Source organism: Flavonifractor sp. An91, assembly GCF_002159225.1.
Lineage (GTDB): Bacteria > Bacillota > Clostridia > Oscillospirales > Oscillospiraceae > Flavonifractor > Flavonifractor avicola.
On the sequence record NZ_NFHA01000014.1, the window covers coordinates 60405 to 81716 of the forward strand.

Here is a 21312-nt window from a genome sequence, read left to right on the forward strand (position 1 = left end):
AGGAAAATGTCTTTACAGATCAGCGACAAAGTAAAAGCCCTGGCGGCGCAGGCCCAGGCCGACCTGGCGGAGCAGTTTGCCCGCATCGACGCCATTGCCGAGGAGAACACCCAGAAGGTGCTCTCCGCCTTCCAGAAGCACCGGGTGGCCGAGGCCCACTTCGCCGGTACCACCGGCTACGGCTACGACGATCTGGGCCGGGATACCCTGGACCTGATCTTCGCCGACCTCTTCCACACCGAGGACGCTCTGGTGCGGGTGCAGTTTGTCAACGGCACCCACGCCATCTCCTGCGCCCTCTTCGGCGCCCTCAAGCCCGGCGATATTCTGGTGTCCGCCGTGGGCGCCCCCTACGACACTATGCTGGGCGTCATCGGCGTGGTGGACAAGGGCCCCGGTTCCCTGAAGAGCTACGGCATCGAATACAGGCAAGTAGATCTGGTTGACAACGCCCCCGACCCGGTGGGGCTGGCGGAGGCCGTGAAGGACCCCCGGGTGAAGGCGGTGCTCATCCAGCGCTCCCGCGGCTACGCCACCCGTGCCTCTCTGTCGGTGGCCGAGATCGGCGCGCTGGCCAAGGTGGTCAAGGACAACAATCCGGGCGCCGCCGTGCTGGTAGACAACTGCTACGGCGAGTTCGTGGAGACCATCGAGCCCACCCAGGTGGGTGCCGATCTGGTGGTGGGCTCCCTCATCAAAAACCCGGGCGGCGGTCTGGCCCCCACCGGCGGCTACATCGCCGGACGCCATGACCTCATTGAGGGTGCCGCCATGCGGCTCACCACCCCCGGCATCGGCAAGGAGTGCGGTTCCACCTTTGGGGCCAACCGCAGCCTCTATCAAGGACTTTTCCTTGCCCCCCACACCACCGCCCAGGCCGTCAAGACCGCCGTCTTTGCCGCCCGGATCATGGAGCTGCTGGGCTACCAGGTGGAGCCCGCCTCTGACGCGGTGCGCCACGACATCATCCAGATGGTCCACTTCGGCTCTCCCGAGCCTCTGAAGAAGTTCTGCAAGGGCATCCAGTTCGGCGCTCCGGTGGACTCCTACGTCACCCCCGAGCCCTGGGATATGCCGGGCTACGACTGCCCGGTCATCATGGCCGCCGGCGCCTTCATCCAGGGCGCTTCCATCGAGCTGTCCTGCGACGCCCCCATGCGGGAGCCCTACACCGCCTACTTCCAGGGCGGCCTCACCTATGAGAGCGGCAAGGCCGGCGTTATGCTGGCGGTAGAGGAACTGCTCAAGGATTAAGGCATAGGACGAACCGGCCCCCGCATAGCCTGCCCTGAGGGGGTGAGGCCATGAGGCGGTCCTTGCGGATGTGGTCCCCCCGCCGCAGATTCCATGTCCGGCGGCGGGGAAGGGGCCTGTTGCTGGCGGCTGCGGTGGGGATTGGTCTGGCGCTGCTGGTGATCTGGCTGCTGGACGCCGCCCTGCGGCCCGCTGTCACCACCCTGGCCACCGTTCAGGCCCAGAACAAGATCACCGGTATCGTCAACGACGCGGTGACCGCCACCCTGGCCGACCAGGGGGTGGCCTACGCCGACCTGGTGACGGTGGAGCGGGACGAGAGCGGCAAGGTGTCCCTGCTGGCGGTGGACTCTGTCAAGCTGAATACCTTGCGTGCTCAGATCCTGGAAGAGGTTCTGGAACAGGTGGAGGGACTGGACGCTCAGGAGCTGGGGGTGCCGCTGGGCAGCCTCACCGGCTTCTCCACCGCCTCCGACTGGGGGCCCATGCTGCCGGTGGGTGTACTGACGGCGGCGGTGCCCAAAGCGGAGTTCTCCAACCAGTTTACCGCCCAGGGCATCAACCAGACCCTGCACCAGATCATGCTGGACATTACAGTGGAGGTCACCCTGCTCATCCCCGGCGGGCGGGCAGAGACCAGCGTCACCGCTCAGGTGTGCGTGGCCGAGACCCTGCTGGTGGGGGAGGTGCCAGACACCTATCTGGGGCTGCCCGCTGCCGGTTCGTAAGAAAAGCGTAAGACACGGCCTCTTTTCCCTGTGGTATGATAAGGGAAAAGGAGGCGATTGTATGGACGACCTGCTGTGGTATCTGGAGATTACGCTGGATTATATCAAACAGATGCTGCCCTGTATGGCCATAGCCGCGGGCTGTTTTCTGGCCCTGCTGCATCACAGAAGGCGGGGGCTGTACCGCCGGGGGCTGCAAAGCGGCGTGGTGCGGGAGATCGGCCTCTTGGCGTTTGTGCTCTTCTGCGCCGGACTGGCGGCCCTGACGGTGTTTCCGTCCAACTTCTGGACGGTATCCCACTGGCAGGAGGCCTTTCAGGGGCTGCGGCCCTTTTTCCCCATCACGCCCCTGAGCGAATCGGTGCAGTATATTGGATGGACACCCACCCTGTTCCGTGGAGACAGACTGGGTGCGTGGGGCTTCTACATGGTGCTGGCCAACGCCCTGATCTTTGTGCCCATCGGCTTCTTTGCCAACCTGCTGTGGCGGAAACCCCGGTGGTGGAAGGGGCTGGTGGTGGGCTTCTGCGTGTCCCTTACCATCGAGTTTTTACAGCTGTTCGTCAACCGCTCCACCGATGTGGACGACCTGATCCTCAACACCACGGGGGCTTTCCTGGGCGGGCTCATCGCCCTGCTGCTGGGCAAGCTGGCCCCCAAACTCACCCGAACATTTCAAGTGGAGGTCCGCCATGGACGAGAAACAGGAGATCCAAAGCCTGCGCCGGGAGCTGGAGCAGGCCAACTATGAATATTACGTGCTGGACAACCCCAGCATGAGCGACTACGACTTCGACCACAAGCTGCGCCGCCTGGAGGAGCTGGAGGCCAAGTACCCCGAGCTGATCACCCCTGATTCGCCCACCCAGCGGGTGGGGGGCAAGGTAGCCGACGGCTTCGCCGAGGTCCACCACCGGGTCCCCCTGGAGAGCCTCCAGGACGTGTTCTCCTTTGAGGAGCTGGCCGACTTCGGCCAGCGGGTCCAGGACGCCCTGACAGGCGGGGTGGAGTACGACGTGGAGCCCAAGGTGGACGGGTTGTCGGTGGCGCTGGAGTACGAGAACGGCCTCTTTGTCCGGGGCGCCACCCGTGGCGACGGCCAGGTGGGGGAGGACGTGACCGAGAACCTCAAGACCATCCCCTCCATCCCCCTGCGTCTGCCTGAGGCCCTGCCCTCCCTCATCGTCCGGGGCGAGGTGTTCATGCCCAAGAAGAGTTTTGAGCAGCTCAATGCCGACCGGGAACTGCGGGGCGAGGCCCTCTTTGCCAACCCCCGCAACGCCGCCGCCGGTTCTCTGCGGCAGCTGGACCCCAGGATCGCCGCCTCCCGCAAGCTGGACATCCGGGTGTTCAACGTCCAGTGGGCCGAAGGCAAGACCTTCACCACCCACACCGAAACCCTGGAATACTTGGGGGAACAGCGCTTTAAAGTAATTCCACATTACACCTGCTCTACCATTCAGGAGGTGTCCGAGCGCATTGCCGCCTTGGGGGACGGCCGGGAGGAGTTCCCCTTCGACATCGACGGCGCTGTTGTAAAGGTAAATAACCTTGCAGACCGAACCACCCTGGGTTCCACCGCCAAATTCCCCCGGTGGGCCGCTGCCTACAAGTATCCCCCCGAGCAGAAGGAGAGCGTGGTGGAGGACATTGTGGTGCAGGTGGGACGGACCGGTGTCCTTACGCCCAAGGCGGTTGTAAAGGCGGTACGCCTTGCAGGTACTACCGTCACCAATGCTACCCTCCACAACCAGGACTTCATCACCGAGAAGGACATCCGCATTGGGGACACGGTGCTGGTTCAGAAGGCGGGGGAGATCATCCCCGAGATTGTGTCGGTCATTAAGGACAAGCGCCCTGAGGGCACGGTACCTTATCATCTGCCCGACCACTGCCCGGTGTGCGGGGCTCCCGTGGCCCGGGATGAGGACGGGGCCCACATCCGCTGCACCGGCGCCGAGTGCCCCGCCCAGCGGCTGCGGCACATCGTCCACTTCGCCAGCCGGGACGCCATGGACATCGAAGGCCTGGGCCCCGCCGTGGTAGAGAGCCTGGTGGGGGCGGGGCTGGTGAAAGGCCCCGGGGATCTGTACAGCCTCACCGCCGACCAGGTGGAGCCTCTGGAGCGGATGGGCAAGAAGAGCGCGGAAAACCTGATGGCGGCCATTGAAAAGTCCAAGTCCGCCGGACTGGGACGGCTGCTTTTTGCCTTCGGCATCCGGCAGGTAGGGCAGAAGGCGGGCAAGGTGCTGGCCGCCCGGTTTGGCACTCTGGACGCCCTCATGAACGCCGGTGAAGAGGAGCTCACCGCCGTGCCCGACATCGGCGGCATCACGGCCCAAAGCCTGCTGGACTGGTTCGCCAACGACCAGAGCCGCCACCTCATCGAGGCCCTGCGGCAGGCGGGTGTGTCCTTCGACAGCACCGAGGCCCCGGTGGGGGACAAGCTGGCGGGCAAGACCTTCGTACTCACCGGCACCCTGCCCACCATGGACCGGAAGGAGGCCGCCGCCCTCATCGAAGCCCAGGGGGGCAAGGTGAGCGGCTCGGTGTCCAAAAAGACCAGCTATGTGGTGGCGGGGGAGGCCGCCGGGTCCAAGCTGCAAAAGGCCAACGACCTGGGCATCCCGGTGCTCACCGAGGAGGAGCTGCTGGCTCTGCTGGGACAGGAATAAGACAGAAAAGGGTTCCGCCTGTGCTAAATTTAGTACGGGCGGAACCCTTTTTTCAGGCCTCGTAACGCCAGTTTAGGAGCTTGTTCGGTTCTGCTTCTTCTTTTCTCTGATCAGCGCAGCCAGCAGAATTATGACACCAAACAAGTATCCGAAGGACAACGCACCGATCGATACCATTCCGAGACTCAATTGGTAAAAACAAAAAACCATAAGAATCATGCTTCCAACAATAACAACTGCCGGGAAGATAAGCGTGCCAACAGGTCCCAGACGTCTGGTTCCGGCATAACAGAACAGGCAATAAACGAGAAACCGACGCAAAAACATCCAGGTAAAGTATTGTTCATATGCAGTGTTGAAATAATGGAGGATTTCTGGGGGCATTCCTTGTTCCATAGCAAGCATATAACCCGGCACCATGTGCGCAAGCACCAAAGACCAAATGACAAGTCCAATCCCAACAATCAAGTAATGGATTCCTTTTTGTCTTACCGTATTGCTGCGAAGAAGCAGAAACCATATCAACAGTCCCCAAAGCCACAATGCGTTTGCTCCATAGGTGTTTTCGATAAAAGGAAAGGCAGACGAAGCATAGAAAGACGATATGGCACCATATTGTCCCATAAATCGTTCTGCGAAAATGAAAACAACCCTAAATCCCAGATTTCTCATCCCTTCCAATAGCAGAACTGCTATGGGAATACATAATGCACTAAGCTCTATTCTCTCTGGCTTGATGCACTTTGTGATCCATAAAACGAAAACCACAGCCAATCCCAGACCGGCAAATGCCCAGGAGACGAGTGCTCCCGTGATATTACTGACTGCAAAAAACAGCAATAGTGTGATAGGGAGCGCCCACGAATTTCTCCCTTTGGCTGGTAACTGCTTCCCACATTTTCCGCAAAATACTGCATCTAATCCGGCGGGAGCACCGCACTGTGGGCAAAACGCCCCTGTTTGTTCTCGCATCTCTTTATTTCCTCCATCTCTCATATCGATTGAATGGGCACCTTTTAATATCCACAAACTTACACAATTACCCTTATATAGGATACTATTAAAGTGCGAATGAATCAAGTATATTGCTGAATTCCTTCCTGTTTCGCTACGCATATTGACCCGTGGGTGCTCCGGCGGCGGTTTTGTGCACCAACCGCCGCCCTTGACGCTCCGGCCCAAAACTGCTACAATATTTTGGATCCTGATTACCAAGGAATAGAAGGGAGCGGGCGGCATGGTGCTGGCGGTAGACGTAGGTAATTCCACCACCACGGTAGGTCTGTTTAACGGGGAGGGCAAGCTGCTCTTCCGGGCCACCCTGGAGACCTCCCGGAACAAGACCCGGGACCAGTGCGCCATTGACCTGCTGGGCGTGTTCGGACTCTACGGCGCCGACGTGAAGGCGGTGGATGGGACCATCCTGTCCAGCGTGGTGCCTCCGCTCACCGCCGTCTTTACCGATGCCCTCACCCGTCTCACCGGCAAGACGCCCATGGTGGTGGGGCCCGGCATCAAGACCGGCCTCAACATCAAAGCCGAGATCCACAATCAGCTGGGCAGCGACATCGTGGCCTCGGCGGTGGCGGCCATTGCCGCCTATCCCAGTCCCATCGTCATGGTGGACCTGGGTACCGCCACCTCGGCCTCTCTGATCGTGGGCAGCGTGTATGAGGGATGCGTCATCATGCCCGGCCTGACCCTGGCGCTGGAGGCTATGTGGGACCGGGCGGACGCCCTGCCTCCCATTTCTCTGGAGACCACCGCCCCGGTGGAGCTGCTGGGCCGCACCACCGAGGAGGCCATGCGCTCCGGCGCTCTCTACGGCCACGCCGCCATGCTGGACGGCGTCATCGACCGGATGGAGGCGGCGGCGGGCAGCCCCGTTACCGTGGTGGCCACCGGCGGCAGCGCGCCCCGTATCCTGCGCTACTGCAAGCGCACCGTCCACTACGACGCCGACCTGGTGATGCGGGGTCTCTATCTGCTTTATCAGAAGAACACCCGCAAGAGCCGGCGTACCTGACTTTGTACTCAACGGCACACTGCCGTGGGTAAATAAACGTGCGCTGCATCCTCAGACAGGAGCGGCAGCAGGAGGGAAGTAACCATGAGAGCAAACGAAAAAACCAGACGCCTGACCGGACTGGCCTTAATGACGGCCATCATCGTGGTCCTGCAGGTAGTCGCCAGCTTTGTCAAGTTCGGCCCCTTCTCCATCACCCTGGCCCTGGCCCCCATCATCATCGGCGCGGCCCTGTACGGCGCGGGCGCAGGCGCCTGGCTGGGCGCTGTGTTCGGTGTGGTGGTGCTCATCGCCTGTATTGCAGGCTGGGACTACGGCGGAAACGTCCTCTTTACCGCCAACCCGCTGCTCACCGCCGCCCTGTGTATTGTCAAGGGCGCTGCTGCCGGCTTTGTGTCCGGCCTGGTGTTCCGGTGCCTGTCACGCCGTTCCCCTCTGGGAGCTGCCATCACCGCAGGTATTGTCTGTCCGGTGGTGAATACCGGTATCTTCTGCGCCGGTCTGGCTCTGTTCTTCTACGACACTCTGGTGGCCTGGGCCGGCGGCTCCGATTTGATCTACTACATCATCTTTGTCCTGACCGGCGTCAACTTCCTGCTGGAGCTGGCCATCAACCTGGTCCTCAGCACGGTGATCGTCCGGGTGGTGGGGGCCAGAAAGCGGTCCTGACATCCCAATATGTCAGCGGGCGGCCTTCGGGCCGCCCGCTTTTTTGCTGACCGGCAGTCCATTTTGCATTTTGAGGCTTGTGCTCATTCAAAAACCAGGAAGTTTTTCAAATAAGGACTTGCAATTCTGCAAGTCGACGCATATAATATGTCAAGAAAACGGATACAAGGGAGAGATTCCATTGAAAGAGCTGTCCAGGATCGCGGAGGCCGTCCAGGCGTCCACCACCATGGCCATTGACGCCATGTTCAAGCAGATGAAGGCCGACGGCATCGACGTCATCGGTTTCGGCGCCGGTGAGCCCGACTTTGATACCCCCGACGCCATCAAGGAGGCGGGCATTGCCGCCATCCAGAACAATGTGACCCGCTACACCCCCGCCGCCGGTACCGTGGAGCTGCGTCAGGCGGTGTGCGACCGCATGAAGGCCGACTACGGCCTGGACTACAAGCCCGCCCAGGTGGTGGTGAGCAGCGGCGCCAAGCACCTGGTGTACCTGGCTCTGCGGGCCATCGTCAACCCCGGCGACGAGGTCATCCTGCCCGCGCCCTACTGGGTGAGCTACTATGAGCTCATCAAGATGGTGGGCGGTGTGCCCGTGGTGGTCACCGCCACCGAGGCCGAGCACTTCAAGCTCACCGCCGACAAGCTGGAGGGGGCCATCACCGACAAGACCAAGGCCATCATCCTCAACAACCCCTCCAACCCCACCGGCATGATGTACAGCAGGGAGGAGCTGGAGGCCCTGGAGGCGGTGTGCGCCAAGGCCGACCTGTACGTCATCTCCGACGAGATCTACGCCTGCCTGGTGTACGACGGCCGGGAGTTTACCAGCTTCGCCTCCCTCAGCGAGGACGCCAAGGAGCGCACCATCCTCATCAACGGCGTGTCCAAGGCCTACGCCATGACCGGCTGGCGCATCGGCTACGCCTGCGCCAACGCCAAGATCGCCAAGATCATGGCCAACTACGTCAGCCACTCCACCGGCTCCCCGGTGGCCATCTCCCAGAAGGCCTCTGCCGCCGCCCTCAGCGGTCCCCAGGATGAGGTGCTCACCATGAAGAAGGCCTTTGAGGAGCGCCGCAACTTCATCGTCAAGGAGATGAACGCCATCCCCGGCGTCAGCTGCATCATGCCCGAGGGCGCCTTCTATGTGATGATGAACCTGAATGAGCTCATCGGCAAGACCATCCACGGCGTGGAGATCACCAACGACGACGTGTTTGCCGACGCCTTCCTGAAGTACGGCCTGGTGGCCGTGGTGCCCGGCTCTGGCTTCGGCGCGCCCAATTTCGTCCGCTGGTCCTACGCCACCTCCATGGACAACATCAGGGAGGGCCTGGCCCGTCTGAAGAAGTTCCTGACGGAGTAAGCCCCGCTATAGGAAAAGAGACCGCCGGTGGCGGTCTCTTTTTTGCTGATCCGGCAATGGACGGCGGGCATCCCGGATGACAAAATCCCCGCCAATCCGTCTCAGGCCGTTGACTTCCTGCCATAGGGGTGGATATAATATAAAATACGCATTTAACAAGGAGTGAACTGTCCATGAGAATGGCGTTGGCCATCATTTTGTGCAAGATCCTGCGCTTCGTGGGCAAGCTGGTAGGGAAGGGCAGCAGCCTGCCCGGCCAATTTGCCTTAAAACTGTGCCCTGACGTGCTGCGGCGGGTGAAGCTGCCCTCCTACGTCATCGCCGTCACCGGCTCCAACGGCAAAACCTCCACCGTGGAGATGATCGCCTCGGTGCTGCGTGCGGCGGGGAAGGACGTGGTATACAACGCCGAGGGCTCCAACCAGATCGAGGGGGTCACCACCCTCATCCTCACCCACTGCACACTGGGGGGAAAGATGAAGGGGGACGTGCTGCTGCTGGAGAGCGACGAGCGCTACGCCCGCTACAGCTTCAAGTGGTTCCATCCCACCCACTTCGTCATCACCAACCTGTACCGGGATCAGCTCACCCGCAACGGCCATCCAGAGTGGGTGTATGACGCCATCCTGCCCGCCATCCACGACGATACCACCCTGGTGCTCAACGCCGACGACCCTCTGGTGTCCTGCTTCGCCCAGGGCCACGACAAGGTGAAGTGGTTCGGCCTGGAGGCCTGGGAGGGGGCTACCAAGGAGCATCACGGCGTGTACCATGACGGCGCCCGGTGCCCGGTGTGTAAAGGGAAAATGGAGTACACCCTTTACCACTACAATCAGGTGGGCCACTATCGCTGTACCGCCTGCGGCCACCACCGCCACGATCCCGACTTTGCCGCCACCAGCCTGGACCTGAAGGAGGGCAAGCTGGTGCTGGACGGGGATACCGAGATTGCCCTCAGCTTCCGCAGCATCTACAACGTGTACAACATCCTGGCGGCCTGGTCCCTGTGCCGGCTGTGCGGGGTGGACAAGCAGACCATCGCCAAGGTGCTGGGCAGCTACATCCTGAAAAACGGCCGGATGGTCACCTTCACCCTGGGCAAGCACCACGGCACCCTGCTCACCAGCAAGCACGAGAACTCGGTGGCCTACGACACTAACCTGCGGTATATCAAGGACACCGGCAAGGACTGCTCGGTACTGGTCATCGTGGACGCCATCAGCCGGAAGTACTTCACCGGCGAGACCAGTTGGCTGTGGGACATCGACTTCGATCAGCTGGCTGCTCCCCACGTGAAGCGTGTGGTGCTGTGCGGCAAGTATGTCAACGACTTGGCCCTGCGGTTTGACTGCTCGGCGGTGCCTCAGGACAAGATCACCTGCCTGGACACCGTGGCCCAGGCAGCGGAGCTGCTGGAGCAGGACGGGGAAGAGGACCTGTATGTGGTCACCTGCTTCTCCGACCGGGACAAGCTGCTGGGCCGGGTCCAGCGGACGGAATAAGGAGGGGTGGATATGAAGATCAAACTGCTGCATCTCTACCCCGAGGCCATGAGCCTGTACGGGGAGTACGCCAATCTCACCCTGCTGCGGCGCTATCTCACCTGGCGGGGAGCCGAGGTGGAGATTCAGAAAGTGGGCTGCGACGAGGCCCCCGACTTTACCGGGGCCGACCTCATTTATATGGGGACTGGCACCGAGCGCACCCAGAAGGCCGCTCTGGGCTGGCTGACGCCCTATAAAGACGCCCTGAAAGAGGCGGCGGAGGGTTCTCTGGTGCTCTTCACCGGCAACGCCATGGAGCTGCTGGGGGCTTCCATCACCGATCAAAAGGGGACGGTGTATGAGGGACTGGGCTTTGGGGGCTTTGCTACCGTGGAGACCGATAAGCGCCTGCCCCACGACGCCATCGCCAAGACCGGTCTGTTCCCGGAGCCGGTGGTGGGCTTTATGAACAAGTGCTCCCACACCAGCGGGGTAGAGACCCCGATCTTTGAGGCCATGACCATGGGCATGGGCAATGAGAAGGAGGGAGGCCCCGAGGGCTTCCGCCACGGCAACGTGGTGGGCACCCACATCACCGGGCCGGTGCTGGTGAAGAATCCGGCCTTCCTGGCCTGGATTGCGGAGCGCATCCTGGAAAACAGGGGAGAGACCCTGCCGGTGCCGGCGGACAAGCCGGACTGGCTGATCCATGCCGAAAAGGCCTACCAGGTGACACTGGAGGAGCTGTCCGCTCTGGCGAACAAGTGAAGAGAGAAAAAATGGCCGCCATTTGGCGGCCATTTTTTATGTTTCTTCGCTCTGTTTGCTCTTTTTCCGCGCCTTTCCAAGGGGATTGGCCTTGGCGGCGGCACGGAGATTCTCGTTGTCCACGTGGGTATAGATTTGAGTCGTGTTCAGGTTCTCGTGGCCCAGCACCTCCTGCAAGGTCCGCACATCCACGCCATTTTGCAGCATCAGGGTGGCGGCGGTGTGGCGCAGCTTGTGGCTGGAGTAGAGAGACGGGTCCAGACCCGCCTTCAAAAGCCGCTGTTTTACCATATAATGGACGGCAGCCGTGGTCATGCGGGTGTGGGAGCGGGTGAGGAAGAGGGCGTTTTTGTCCGCCGCCGCCTGGTTGTTCCGCTCCTCCAGCCAGTCGTCCAGCGCCTCCCGGCAGGCTTCGTTGAGGAAAATCATCCGTTCTTTGTTGCCTTTGCCCAGCACACGGAGCTGCTCCTGCCGGACATCGGTTAAGTTAAGGCCGACTAACTCTGAAATGCGCAGCCCACAGTTGAGAAACAGGATCAAAATGCAGTAATCTCTGGCCCGGTTGGGCTCGTCCACGGCCTCCAGCAGCATGATGGACTCGTCCAGGGACAGATACCGGGGCAGGGATTTCTTCAGCCGGGGAGAATCCAGGTCCTGCATGGGGTTTTCGCCGATCAGCTTGGCCTTGCTGGAGAGATACTTATAAAAGGAGCGGATGGCGGCGATCTTGCGGGCCCGGGCGGAGGGTTCCAGGCCGTAGCCGGAGGTGGGGCTGTTGGCGTGCTTGACCCGGTCACGGCTGAGGTAGCTCATGTAGCTGTAAACGTCGCTGAGATTCACCGAACGAGCCAGATCCAGATCCAGGTCGCCGATGTCGATCTGATCCAGCGGCGTGTCACGGGGTACCCGGCCTTTTTCAATTTTGATGTAGCGGAAGAAGTTGCGCAGATCCAGATAGTATTCGTCCACGGTTTTCTTGGAGTGGCCCTGAATGGTCTCGTGGTAGACCAGGAAGTTGCGGAGCAGCTCAGGAGCGGTCAATTTGTAGTCATTATGGTCCATGGGGGCTTTCCCCCTCCTCTCAACTCAACAAAATTTTTATTTTGTTGAGTTCGTAGTTGAGGTCCAGAGAGGTCCCTCCAGCCGGCTCCGGCAGGCCCCAAACGGCCCGGCTCCGCCGGCGGCTGCTGCAACAAAATAAAAAATGCTGTTGTATGTATTTGTGTTGTTTCTTTTGAGTGGTGTGTCGGCGGTGGTTCGGCGGGCATCCGGCTTTGGGCCGCCTGCGGCCGATATAGTCAACGATACCATCCCGGCGGACCTTTGTCAATCCGCCGGACCGCCGCCGGTCAGCAGCGTCTGCATCCGTTTAACACGCTCCGCCGTTTTTTCCTGCCGCAGACTGGTTCCGTCAAAGCAAACCGGCACGCACCGCTCCAGCACCCGGTCATGGATGCGGCTATCGTCCCGGTCGGCGTTTTTCAGCTCCTCCAGCGTCAGATTGGTGGTCACCACCATAGGCCGCCCGGACAGATACCGGCGGTTGACGATCTCGTACACCTGTTCCCGGGCGTAGGGCGTCCGGCGCTCCACGCCGAAGTCGTCCAGGATGAGCAGTCCGCAGGTGGTCAGCACCTCCAGATACTGGATGCGCTCCTCACCGCTCATGCCGAACAGATTGAGCAGAGCCTCCCCCAGGGTGATCATTCGCACACCCACCTCCAGATCCACTAAAGCGTTGGCGATGCAGGCGGCGGCAAAGGTTTTGCCTGTCCCCGCCGGGCCCCAGAACAGCAGGCCCATGTTCTCCCGCCGCATCTCCGGCCAGTGCTCCACATACTGCCTGGCCCAGGCCAACTGAGGCACCGCCCCGTTGTCCCTGTCGAAGGTACAGGACATCAGCCCCTGGGCCGAGCCGAACACCCGCTTGCGCTTTTGCTGGATGCGGTTGGCCTTTTCCCGTTCCATAGCCTCCCGCAGCCGTTCTTCCCGATCCATTATAAACTCTCCCCCTCTCTATATTGATAAGAATAGTTGTTCTCTTTTTGTGGTTCCCTCAGGTTGTTAGGGGACGCTTTTCCGCCCTGGTCATGGTCCGGTTTCCGACCGGGTCTTGGTCGGTTTTTCGGCCCGCTCCCGGTCAAAAAAGTGTCCTCGGGCAGGGACAAAAAAATTTGGCTGGCCTCCCCCCTCCTTGGCGTCACCCGCCGGATCAGGCCCGCCTGTTCCAGTTCCTTCAGCCGATTCTTTACCACTGTGGTTCCCCGCCCCAGCGCCGCCGCCAGCCTGGCGATGGGATAGCGCACATACACCCACCCCTCCTCTGACCACCAGCCGTTCTTCTGGGACAGGGTTGCCCGGTCCAGCAGCAGAGCGTAGAGCAGCAGGGCCGTCCCCGACAGATCCAGCTCCAGCAGCGGCCTGGGCAGGGGTAGATAGTTGGTCAGCGCCCCCTCCCTGCCGTAGCGTACCAGCTTCATGGGCCTCCCCCCTTTCACCTGTAGGGTGTTTGGGGGGATTTGTTGTATGTTTTGGTACATCCAGCGGCAAAAAAAGACCTTCCCCACAGGGAAGGTCTTTGAAATAGCTATGAGATTACCCCTCCAGGGCGAAGAGGGCGGCGCCCAGAGCGCCGTTGAGCTGGGCCCGGTCGGAGACGATGAGCTCCACCCCCAGCTCCCGCTGGATGGCCTCCACCACGCCCCGGTTCTTGGACACGCCGCCGGTCATCATATAGTTGGGCTCGCCCCCCAGGCGGCGGCACAGGGCGGCGGTGCGGGACGCCACCGACTGGTTCAGGCCGTGGATGATGTCCCCCCGGTCCTTGTTCTGGGCGATGAGGGACACCACCTCCGACTCGGCAAAAACGGTACACATGGAGGAAATGGCGATGTCCTCCTTCCACTCCAGCCCGGCCCAGCTCATCTCCTCCATGGACAGCTCCAGGGTGCGGGCCATCAGCTCCAGAAAGCGGCCGGTACCGGCGGCACACTTGTCGTTCATCAGGAAGTTGACCACGTTGCCCTGGCCGTCCAGCCGGATCACCTTGCTGTCCTGGCCGCCGATGTCGATGATGGTGCGGACGGAGGCGTCCAGGAAGTAGGCCCCCTTGGCGTGGCAGGTGATCTCGGTGATGGACTTGTCCCCCATCTGAATGGCGGAGCGCCCGTAGCCGGTGGTGACGGTGGCGGCAATGTCCGCCTCGGTGAGCCCCGCCTGTTTGAGGGCCTGCTCCAGGGCACGCTCCGCGCCCGCCGAGGCCCCCGCCCCAGTGGGCAGAATCACCCCCGCCACCAGCTGGCGGTTGCGGTCCAGAATGGCCACATCCGTGCTGGTGGACCCGCTGTCGATGCCCACATAATACCGTCCGCCGCTCATGGCGTTGCCTCCTTTTTTCGCCGTGGTTTGTGCCGGGACCATGGTCTCGGCAAAGGCCTCCAGCCGGGTACGCAGCTGTCCGCTGCTTCCCGCCGTATAGTCCGACTCCAGCTTGAGCATGGGCACGGTGAGCTCATGGCGCAGGCCGGAGTATTCAAAGCCGTAGTAATCGCAGAATTTTACCGTGTGGTACACCACACCCCTGAGATGGGGGTCGTTCACCAGCTGCCGCCGCCCGGCGGCGTCGGTCATGCGCATACAGGGGATCTGCTCCAGCAGAGCCCCGGCGTACCAGCCCATCAGGGAATCAAAGTCCCCGCCCTCCGGCGGCGGGGCCACGCTGCGGTTGTGGACGCAGGTGTCGTTGCGTACCGGCAGGGGGAGCGCCTCCTCCATGGCCTCAAAGAGTTTGTCCCCTACCCTGCCTCCCAGCACGCTGAGGTAGGGCTCCGTGGGCCGGTCCAGAGGCTGGAAGGCCGCCCGGAAGGCTTTTTCGTCAAACTTGGCGCCCTTGTAGGCCCCGTAGGCCTGGGCCAGAGCCAGCAGCTCCCCCTTCATCCGGGTTTTGGCGCAGTCGCCCCCGCAGTGGAGCAGGTCCATCAGGTAGAGAAAGTCCAGCTTGCCGTGCTGAAGCAGGATGTCGTACACGCTGCGGATCACGTCGCAGCAGTTGACCAGCACCAGCTCCTTCACCTGCCCGGACAGGCAGGCCTCCAGCACTGCCTTGCCGAAGCCGCACAGGTTGGGGTGGCCCAGCTGGTCGCTGAGGGGGAAGGAGTCTGGCATCTGGTCCAGCACCACGCACTCCCCCCCCAGGGCGCGCAAAAGCTCCACCGGGGTGTATTTACAGATATAGTGGGTCATGCCTCTCCCCCCTTTCCCTGCTTGAGCAGCTCCACAAAGGCCTCCATACGGGTGGCCAGCTGGCCCTCGCCGCCGTGGCTGCGGTCGCAGCCGTCGCCGTCCAGTACCAGGGTGGGGATGCCGGCCCCCTCAAAGGTCTCCTTGGCCAGCTGGGCGCCCCCCAGGGTGTGCTTGCAGCCCCAGTGACAGAACCACACCGCTCCGTCGGCCTTGAGCTGGCGGGCGGCCTCCACCCCCTTCTCAATGCGCCGGGACACCGGGCCGTTGAAGGCGGAGTACACCACCCGCTGGGCCATGGCCTCATAGGGGTCGGATGAAAAGGTGGGCTGGATGCCCTCAAAGCACATATCGCACCCCACGATCTGCACGTCCCGGTTGAAGTCGGTGACCTGCCGCAGGGGGGCCACCCAGAAGGGGGTGGTGTGGTGCCACAGCAGCCGCACCCCCTCCGCCGGGGCCGCCTCCTCTGCGTCCTTCAGGCACTGGAGAGTGAAGGCCTCGGTCTCCGGGGTGCCCAGCAGAATGTGGAGGGCGAAGGCGGAGAACATCTCCCCTGTCATCTCGCAGGGGATGCACTTGTCCGCCTTCAGGGTCATATAGCGGTCATAGTTGGCAAGGCTCCGGTTGCTGCGCTCCACCGTCTCCTCCAGCGCGGACTGGCTCAGCTTCTGGCCGGTCTGTTGCTCCAGAAAGGCCACCATGTCCCGCAGCTGGTCGGCCACATAGTCCACGGCGCTCTGGTCGGTGCGGTAGGGCACGTCCACCATGAAGTGGGGCACGTCAAAGTACTCCGCCAGCCGCCGGAAGGTGAGCATATTGGCGTCGCAGGCCAGGGTGGTGGACAGAATGAACCGGGGCTTGGGCATCAGGCCCTTCTCCGCCGCCCCGATGAAGATTTTATGGTAGGAGCAGAAGGTCTCGGGCAGGCCCTCGCTCTCGGCGTAGCGGAGGAAGGCCCCCTCCGCCTGGGTGCCGGACAGGAAGCAGCCGAAGCCCTCGCAGGAGTATGGGGACAATCCCAGCACCTGGAGGGGCTCGCAGGGCAGAAACAGGCTGACCATGGCCGCCTTGTCCGGGTGGGCCAGGGGCGCGATCATGGAGTTCATGGTCTGGACCGCCACCATCTGGGCGGACTTGGTGGTCAGCTTGCCGGGGGCCAGCTTTAATTGCAGGTTTTTGGCCCGGTAGCCGGTGGTGAGCCATTTCCGGGCCTTTTCCGGGTTTTTGTCGCACAGGGCCTGGATCCAGGCCCCGAAGGATGTGACGATGTCTTTCATGGGAAACCTCGCTTGGGAAGAAATGAATGAGGGCGGGCGACCGTAAAGGTCGCCCCTACAAAGAGGTAGGGGCGGGGTTTACCCCCGCCCGTTTCCCCTTAGGGTTTGCAGATGCCGCAGGGAGCATACCCCTGATCGATGAGATCCTGCCGGGAGCCGGTGTAATCCTGGCGGTTGGCGTCGCTCATGGAGGCCACCCCGGAGCAGTCGGGATCATGGAACTTCATGGAGCTGGTGTTGAGCACATAGGTGCCCTGCTCCTCCGCCGAGCCGCTGGTGGTCTGAGCGGGAATGGAGGGCTGGGGCACCTCCTCACCGCCGGCGGCGCTGGCTCCGGTGGCGTAGTCGATGGTAATGCCGGGCTGCACGTTGTAGGCGTACACGCAGAAGGTGACCCCTTCCCCGCTGTCCTCCACGCTGTAGGCCTCCATCAGCACCCCGGAGGCCACCAGGTTGTCCCCCTCAAAGACAGGGGTCACCCGGTAGAGCACATGGTTGTTTGTCTCCTTCACATAATCGGCCACCAGGTTCTCAAAGGGCAGCATCCCGTCCACGTTCATGTACCGGGTGCCGGTGATGAGGTTCTTCTCGTTGGCGTTCTCGCCGGTGAGCTGGAAGCCGATCAGGTGGCAGCGGTTATAGAGGTACTGCCCGTCATACTCCACGTTGATCCAGCCGCTGGGCTTCACCGAGCTGATGCTCTCCCGGTCCTCGGTGGGCATGAGATCGGACCCCACGCAGGCGTAGGCCACCCCGCAGCGCCCCAGGTCGTCCAGGTCGCTGTAGGACTCAAAGGAGTTGGTGGTATAGTCGTCCTCTGTAAAGTAAGGAAGATTGTCATTGACCGCCACATAGGGATCGCCGCTGTAATCGGGCAGGCTGGTCAGGTCGTAAGAAGCGGCAGGGGTGGAACTGGGGATAGGTTCATTTCCTTTACAGCCACTGAGGGTCAAGGCACACAGCAGAGTCAGCGCCAGCAGAGCGGCAGAAATTCGTTTCATTTGGTGTAGACCTCCTTGGTCAGGGTTTTGTGGGAGGAGCCGGAAAAGTCGGCGGCGGAGACCAGCCGGAACCCTGCCGCCGCCGGGTCAAAATCCAGATACTGGTCGGCGGGATAGGTCCGTTTCCATCTGTAAAGGAGAATCCCCTCCACCCTGTCCAGCACCTGGGCCAGAGGGGGAAACTCGGCAAAGCAGACCTCGCCTGGGCCCGCCCGGAGCAGAAAGTCCTCCGCCGGGCGCAGGTTTGCAGGGGCGGGGTCGAACTGTTTGGCGGTGTAGGGGCTCACCCACAGGGGGCCCTCCCCCGCCGCCGTCAGTAAATCGGCCCGCAGCAGCCGGTCCATGCTCTGCCGGCGGCCGTTGAAGGCCATGCCGTTTTTGTCGTCCACGCACAGTGCCAGGATCATGGCGGTCCCTCCTTCCAAAAAGGCAGAGAGCGGAGCCCCGCTCCGCTCTCTGTTTTTATGGGCTGGCTTACTGCACGCCGGTGAGGGCGCGCATGACGGTGTAGGTCTGCTGATCCAGGCCCTTCTTCATCTGCAGGGCCTCGTGGATGTCGTAGTCCACATAGGATTCGCCGTCCATGGCCACCACCCGGCAGGTCTTGCCCTCGGCCAGCAGCCGCACGGCCTCGTAGCCCATGTAGGTAGCCGCCACCCGGTCCCGGAGGGAGGGTGCGCCGCCCCGCTGGACGTGGCCCAGGATGGTGACCCGTGTGTCCAGGGAGGTGGCCTCGTGGATGTGCTTGGCCACCTCATAGGCGCCGCCCTCCACGCCCTCGGCCACGATAATCATGAAGTGGGTGCGCCCGGACAGCCGGGCCCGGCGGATGGGCTCGATCAGGTCCTCCTCGTAGTTGACCACCTGCTCGGGCACCAGCACGGCGGTGGCGCCGCAGGCCACGCCCACGTTGAGGGCCACATGGCCGGCGTGGCGGCCCATGACCTCCACCACGGAGCAGCGCTCGTGGGACTGCATGGTGTCCCGCAGCTTGTCGATGGACTCCAGGGCGGTGTTGCAGGCGGTGTCAAAACCGATGGTGTAAGTAGAGCAGGCGATGTCGTTGTCGATGGTGCCGGGGATGCCGATGACGCTCAGGCCCTTGTCGGCCAGGGTGAGCAGGCCCCGGAAGGTACCGTCGCCGCCGATGCCCACCAGGGCGTCCAGACCCAGCAGCTTGCAGGTGGCAGCCGCCCGCTCCCGGCCCACTTCGGACTTGAAGTCCTCGCTGCGGGCGGAGTAGAGCATGGTGCCGCCCCGGCGGGACAGGCCGCTGACGCTGTCAAAGTCCAGGGGAACAAAGTCGCCGTTGATGAGGCCGTGATAGCCACGGCGGATGCCGATACACTCAATACCCATATGGATGGCGGTACGAACCACCGAACGGATGGCTGCGTTCATGCCGGGGGCGTCACCGCCGCTGGTAAATACGCCAATGCGCCGAACTGCCTTTTCCATGACAATTTCCTCCTTAAATTCCCGTTTGGTCCCTGTTTATACCTTCAATTCCGCGGTCTTGCCCTCCAGGGCGTGGGGATAGCGCTCCAGCACCGGCTCCACCTCTTCCTTGAGGAACTCCTCCACCTGCTCCGGGCAGCGGCCGATGTAGCGGCTGGGCTCCAGATGGGCGGTGAGCTCCTCCCGGCTGAGCATGGAGAAGGCCGGATCGGCGGCAATGAGGTCGATCAGGTTGTTGGACAGGCCCAGGTCCTTCACGTTGGCGCCGGCCTGCTGGCTGAGGACGCGGATACGCTCGTGGAGGTCCTGCCGGTTGCCCCCCTTCTTGACGGCATCCATCATAATGTTCTCGCTGGCCATGAAGGGCAGCTCCTCCAGCACGTGCTTCTCGATGACTTTCTCATGGACCACCAGGCCGTCGGCCACGTTGGCCCAGATGTTGAGGATGGCGTCCACCGCCAGGAAGGCCTCGGGCACGCTGAGGCGCTTGTTGGCGGAGTCGTCCAGGGTGCGCTCGAACCACTGGCTGGCGGCGGTAACAGCGGGGTTGACCGCGTCGGCCATGACGTACCGGGCCAGGGCGCAGATGCGCTCGCAGCGCATGGGGTTGCGCTTATAGGGCATGGCGGAGGAACCGATCTGGTTCTTCTCAAAGGGCTCCTCCACCTCCTTCAGGTGGCAGAGCAGCCGCAGGTCGGTGGCGAACTTGCTGGCAGACTGGGCGATGCCGGACAGGGTGGAAACCACCTGATAGTCCACCTTCCGGGAGTAGGTCTGGCCGGACACGGCGGCGGTGGCCTCAAAGCCCATCTCGGCGGCAATTTTGCGGTCCAGCTCACGGCACTTGGCGTGGTCGCCGTCGAAGAGCTCCAGGAAGGAGGCCTGGGTGCCGGTGGTGCCCTTGCAGCCCAGCAGCTTCAGGTTGGCGATGCGGTACTCCACGTCGGCCAGATCCAGCAGCAGCTCGTTCATCCACAGGGTGGCCCGCTTGCCCACGGTGACCAGCTGGGCGGGCTGGAAGTGGGTGAAGCCCAGGGTGGGCAGGGCCTTGTACTGCCGGGCAAACCTGGCCAGCTTGTCCAGCACCCGCACCAGCTCATCCCGGATCAGGCACAGGCCCTCCCGCATGAGGATCACGTCGGTGTTGTCGCCCACATAGCAGCTGGTGGCGCCCAGGTGGATGATGGGCATGGCCTTGGGGCAGGCCTCGCCGTAGGTGTGGACGTGGGCCATCACGTCGTGGCGCAGCTTCTTTTCGTACTGGGCGGCCTTGTCGTAGTCAATGTCGGTGAGGTGAGCCTCCAGTTCGGCCACCTGCTCCGCAGTCACCGGCAGGCCCAGCTCCATCTCGGCCCGGGCCAGGGCGACCCACAGCCGCCGCCAGGTGGAGAACTTCTTGTCCGGGGAGAAAATATACTGCATCTGGTCGCTGGCGTAGCGGGAAGAGAGGGGACTTTCATAACGGGCGTGATCCATGCAAAAAACCTCTTTTTCGTAAAATCGACTCTACATAGTATACTATAAAACCGCCGCCGCCACAAGAAAAACTTCCTGGGGCGGTAAGGCTTGTCAGCGGCGGTATTCGGGTGTAAACTGAGGACAAAACCACACGAAGGAGGCACAAGCCATGCTCAGTGACTTTCCCTTTCACACCGAGCGGCGGACCCAGGCCGAGTGCAAGGCCCTGCTGAAGGCCCGCAGGACCCAGCTGGCGGGCTTGCAGCAGCGGCTGCAGCAGGCGGGCCTGCCGGTGATCGTTCTGCTGGAGGGCTGGAGCGCCTCGGGCAAGGGCCGCACCATTCAGTCCCTCATCCGGGAGCTGGACCCCCGGTTCTTCAAGGTGATCAGCGTCAATTCCCCCACCGATACCGAGAAGCGCTGGCCCTTCCTCAAGCGCCACTTTGAGACCATCCCCGCCCAGGGCAAGGTGCTCTTTCTGGACACCGGCTGGATGGAGGAGACCGTTCAGGCCTACCTGCGGGGGGATCTGTCGGAGGAGGAGTACCAGGCCCGGCTGGAGAGCATCAACATTTTTGAGCGGCAGCTGGCCGCCGGAGGGTATCTGCTGGTAAAACTCTTCCTCCACATCGACGCCCAGAGCCAGAAGGAGCGGCTGGACAACCTGGCCGCCGACAAGGACACCGCCTGGCGCTCCACCGAGGCCGACCGGCGGCAGAACAAGAATTACGACAAGCAGCTGGCGGTCTTTGACGGCTATCTGGCCGCCACCGACAAGCCCTGGGCTCCCTGGAAGATCATCGACAGCACCCAGGCCGTCCAGGCCAACCTGGCGGCGGCAGACTGGCTCCACGACCAGATCTGCGCCGCTCTGGAGGCCCGCCCCGTCCCCGTCCACCC

The 21312-nt window shown here is 62.3% G+C and carries 19 protein-coding genes and 1 pseudogene; 10 read left to right on the forward strand and 10 right to left on the reverse strand.

Annotated features, from left to right (window positions below; genetic code table 11):
* The first annotated feature begins 6 nt into the window (after positions 1–6).
* The 4 genes from B5G42_RS09700 to ligA all read left to right on the forward strand — a co-directional run bounded on the left by B5G42_RS09700 (position 7) and on the right by ligA (position 4657).
* On the forward strand, positions 7–1254 hold the full coding sequence (locus tag B5G42_RS09700; protein WP_087269593.1) for an aminotransferase class I/II-fold pyridoxal phosphate-dependent enzyme: 1248 nt from the start codon (positions 7–9) through the stop codon (positions 1252–1254).
* A gap of 50 nt (positions 1255–1304) precedes the next feature.
* Complete coding sequence (gene yunB, locus B5G42_RS09705; RefSeq protein ID WP_087269596.1) at positions 1305–1982, forward strand: sporulation protein YunB; 678 nt, start codon at positions 1305–1307, stop codon at positions 1980–1982.
* 61 nt (positions 1983–2043) lie between these two features.
* Complete coding sequence (locus tag B5G42_RS09710; RefSeq protein WP_087269599.1) at positions 2044–2733, forward strand: VanZ family protein; 690 nt, start codon at positions 2044–2046, stop codon at positions 2731–2733.
* Positions 2675–4657: an NAD-dependent DNA ligase LigA gene (ligA, locus tag B5G42_RS09715; RefSeq protein ID WP_087269602.1), complete on the forward strand. Its 1983-nt coding sequence runs from the start codon at positions 2675–2677 to the stop codon at positions 4655–4657. The genes B5G42_RS09710 and ligA overlap by 59 nt, the downstream gene beginning before the upstream one ends.
* A 72-nt stretch (positions 4658–4729) precedes the next feature.
* On the opposite strand, the gene B5G42_RS09720 is transcribed toward ligA, so the two are convergent.
* Positions 4730–5629: a zinc ribbon domain-containing protein gene (locus B5G42_RS09720; protein ID WP_087269605.1), complete on the reverse strand. Its 900-nt coding sequence runs from the start codon at positions 5627–5629 to the stop codon at positions 4730–4732.
* A gap of 265 nt (positions 5630–5894) precedes the next feature.
* On the opposite strand from B5G42_RS09720, the gene B5G42_RS09725 reads away from it, so the two are divergent.
* From B5G42_RS09725 to B5G42_RS09745, 5 genes are all read left to right on the forward strand, one after another.
* Positions 5895–6683, forward strand: coding sequence for a type III pantothenate kinase (locus tag B5G42_RS09725; RefSeq protein ID WP_087269608.1), 789 nt, complete (start codon positions 5895–5897; stop codon positions 6681–6683).
* Positions 6684–6767: 84 nt separating this feature from the next.
* Complete coding sequence (locus tag B5G42_RS09730; RefSeq protein ID WP_087269611.1) at positions 6768–7352, forward strand: ECF transporter S component; 585 nt, start codon at positions 6768–6770, stop codon at positions 7350–7352.
* A 181-nt stretch (positions 7353–7533) separates the two neighbouring features.
* Positions 7534–8724, forward strand: a complete 1191-nt coding sequence (locus B5G42_RS09735) for a pyridoxal phosphate-dependent aminotransferase (RefSeq protein ID WP_087269614.1) — start codon at positions 7534–7536, stop codon at positions 8722–8724.
* Between the two features lie 173 nt (positions 8725–8897).
* The gene (locus B5G42_RS09740) at positions 8898–10226 is read left to right on the forward strand and encodes a Mur ligase family protein (protein ID WP_087269617.1); all 1329 of its coding nucleotides are present in this window, start codon (positions 8898–8900) and stop codon (positions 10224–10226) included.
* Positions 10227–10238: 12 nt separating this feature from the next.
* A complete protein-coding gene (locus tag B5G42_RS09745) occupies positions 10239–10976 on the forward strand; it encodes a type 1 glutamine amidotransferase (protein WP_087269620.1) in 738 nt (245 codons plus the stop codon).
* A gap of 36 nt (positions 10977–11012) precedes the next feature.
* On the opposite strand, the gene B5G42_RS09750 is transcribed toward B5G42_RS09745, so the two are convergent.
* The 9 genes from B5G42_RS09750 to purB all read right to left on the reverse strand — a co-directional run bounded on the left by B5G42_RS09750 (position 11013) and on the right by purB (position 20430).
* Complete coding sequence (locus B5G42_RS09750; protein WP_087269623.1) at positions 11013–12038, reverse strand: tyrosine recombinase XerC; 1026 nt, start codon at positions 12036–12038, stop codon at positions 11013–11015.
* Between the two features lie 264 nt (positions 12039–12302).
* A complete protein-coding gene (locus B5G42_RS09755; protein WP_087269626.1) occupies positions 12303–12974 on the reverse strand; it encodes an ATP-binding protein in 672 nt (223 codons plus the stop codon).
* Complete coding sequence (locus B5G42_RS09760; RefSeq protein ID WP_087269629.1) at positions 12974–13456, reverse strand: replication initiator protein A; 483 nt, start codon at positions 13454–13456, stop codon at positions 12974–12976. The genes B5G42_RS09755 and B5G42_RS09760 overlap by 1 nt, the downstream gene beginning before the upstream one ends.
* A 115-nt stretch (positions 13457–13571) precedes the next feature.
* A complete protein-coding gene (locus tag B5G42_RS09765) occupies positions 13572–15218 on the reverse strand; it encodes an acyl-CoA dehydratase activase (protein WP_087269631.1) in 1647 nt (548 codons plus the stop codon).
* On the reverse strand, positions 15215–16495 hold the full coding sequence (locus tag B5G42_RS09770) for a 2-hydroxyacyl-CoA dehydratase subunit D (protein WP_087269634.1): 1281 nt from the start codon (positions 16493–16495) through the stop codon (positions 15215–15217). The genes B5G42_RS09765 and B5G42_RS09770 overlap by 4 nt, the downstream gene beginning before the upstream one ends.
* Before the next feature lie 98 nt (positions 16496–16593).
* The gene (locus B5G42_RS09775; protein WP_087269637.1) at positions 16594–17496 is read right to left on the reverse strand and encodes a DNA/RNA non-specific endonuclease; all 903 of its coding nucleotides are present in this window, start codon (positions 17494–17496) and stop codon (positions 16594–16596) included.
* A complete protein-coding gene (locus B5G42_RS09780; protein ID WP_087269640.1) occupies positions 17493–17903 on the reverse strand; it encodes a hypothetical protein in 411 nt (136 codons plus the stop codon). Before B5G42_RS09780 ends, B5G42_RS09775 begins: the two co-directional genes overlap by 4 nt.
* A gap of 67 nt (positions 17904–17970) precedes the next feature.
* Positions 17971–18954 (reverse strand): ATP-dependent 6-phosphofructokinase, encoded by a 984-nt coding sequence (locus B5G42_RS09785; protein ID WP_087269643.1) that lies wholly within the window; start codon positions 18952–18954, stop codon positions 17971–17973.
* Between the two features lie 36 nt (positions 18955–18990).
* A complete protein-coding gene (purB, locus tag B5G42_RS09790; RefSeq protein WP_087269646.1) occupies positions 18991–20430 on the reverse strand; it encodes an adenylosuccinate lyase in 1440 nt (479 codons plus the stop codon).
* Positions 20431–20581: 151 nt separating this feature from the next.
* Here purB and B5G42_RS09795 point away from each other — a divergent pair.
* Positions 20582–21312 (forward strand): annotated as a pseudogene (locus tag B5G42_RS09795) (phosphate--AMP phosphotransferase); the annotation flags it as partial.